Below are 1,614 nucleotides of genomic sequence, written 5' to 3' on the forward strand. Positions count from 1 at the left end.
CTATTTTCATATTTTTTCTTGAAATCATAAAATGATAATATCTGTGATTCTCACAAAAAAACATAACGTACGTTTTTCCTAATTTTACCAATAAATTCTCTTGATTTTTATATTTTTTCCTCGTTCTATCAAGTTCCATTGCTAATATTCCCCAAATATAATCACTCATTGCGTAAAGCAAATCGCTTTTTTTCTTAAAATATGTATATGGTGCCGCATTACTTACCCCACACATTTTAGCTACTTTTCTTAAAGATAATTTTTCTTCTCCTTCTTCATTTATCACCTCTATCCCTTTTTCAATCAATTCTTCTCGTAAATTTCCATGATGGTAACTTTTTTTAGTTTTTTCCATATTTAAATTCCCCCTAACTTTCATTATCTTATCACTGTAAAGATTATACACCTAAATCTTGACACTGTCAAGTTTGTTTTGAAATTTTATTACTTCTTTTTAACTAAGACTATTATAAATTACTATTTTTATAAAATTTAATGGGTAAAAAATTGTTTTAAAAATTCAAATTATATGTAATTATATTTTAATTCAATCCCATTAATGGCTTAAATATATTATTCATTTCTACAAATTCTTCATAAGTAATATCTGCCTTGTCATTAAAGATAATATATATACCCTTTTCAAGTAACAGGACTCCCTTCGCTTTATTCTTAAGTTTTATCAAAAGCTCTTCCTTAGGTATTTTTATTAGCTTAGTGTAACTCTCTTCATTGAAATACATCACTGGGGATAGTGTAAATAATACATCTCCCAGCATTCCTATGTTACAATTTTTCTCCTTCAGTTTTAAAAATTCAGGATTTATACTTTCTCCATAAGTTCTTGTTTCCGGAGTTCTTCCTTCCTCATAAGCACCATTATAAGCTACATATAAATCAGCAACATAAGGATCAAAAACATTTATCACCTTTGGAAGATCTTCATATATTATTTTCTTATAGTCTATCAGATTGTATGTTATCTTAAATTCATATAGTAACTCATCCCAAGTTACATATTTAAGTCCTCTCCATCTATATACACCTTCTATTGAAACTCCTTTAGTTTTAGAATTTTTTGTACGGTAATAGGCTCTTATTTCTATACCAAAATCTGGTACTTCCGGGATTTCACTGTCTTTTAAGCCTAAAGGAGCTTCCAGTTTCGACAGCCCTTCCATAACTTTTTTATGCCTTTCTTCCATCGTTTCATTTACATCTACTTTTCTGTATATTCTGATAGTTCTTTCTTTATTTTTCATAAATTTAAATATCCTTTCAATTTCATTTTTCTGGTCTAACTCTGATTTCATCTATTATATTTTGATATCCTGGATTTCTATCTAGCCAGTCAGTAAATTTGGGTTTTGCCTTTTCATTTGGAAATTTGTATATTACTTTAATTTCTGGATTTTGATTTTTAGCTTCATTTAGTTTATCAAATGTTTGTATCAAATTTTTCCTTTATTTCTTCCTCAGAAACATTGAATTGAATATCAGTATTGTCTTTTTTTATATAAAAATACCCTGAACATCTTTTCTTCTTTAAATCTGTCCCATCAAAATGTCCAATATAATAATTAGATAATTCAGAGAATCTATCTACAAACTTAC

Annotated in this window: 3 protein-coding genes; all 3 read right to left on the reverse strand. The window is 27.6% G+C overall.

All coding sequences use genetic code 11. The features are described from left to right. A partial coding sequence (locus Q0370_RS09925; protein WP_299575217.1) for a TetR/AcrR family transcriptional regulator occupies nt 1-355 on the reverse strand: 355 nt, incomplete at its 3' end. A 187-nt stretch (nt 356-542) separates the two neighbouring features. After that, nucleotides 543-1,313 (reverse strand): helicase, encoded by a 771-nt coding sequence (locus Q0370_RS09930; protein WP_299575219.1) that lies wholly within the window; start codon nt 1,311-1,313, stop codon nt 543-545. After that, nucleotides 1,285-1,455: a hypothetical protein gene (locus Q0370_RS09935; RefSeq protein WP_299575221.1), complete on the reverse strand. Its 171-nt coding sequence runs from the start codon at nt 1,453-1,455 to the stop codon at nt 1,285-1,287. The genes Q0370_RS09930 and Q0370_RS09935 overlap by 29 nt, the downstream gene beginning before the upstream one ends. Nucleotides 1,456-1,614 lie beyond the last annotated feature (159 nt).

The organism is uncultured Leptotrichia sp. (assembly GCF_938036635.1).
GTDB lineage: Bacteria > Fusobacteriota > Fusobacteriia > Fusobacteriales > Leptotrichiaceae > Leptotrichia > Leptotrichia hongkongensis.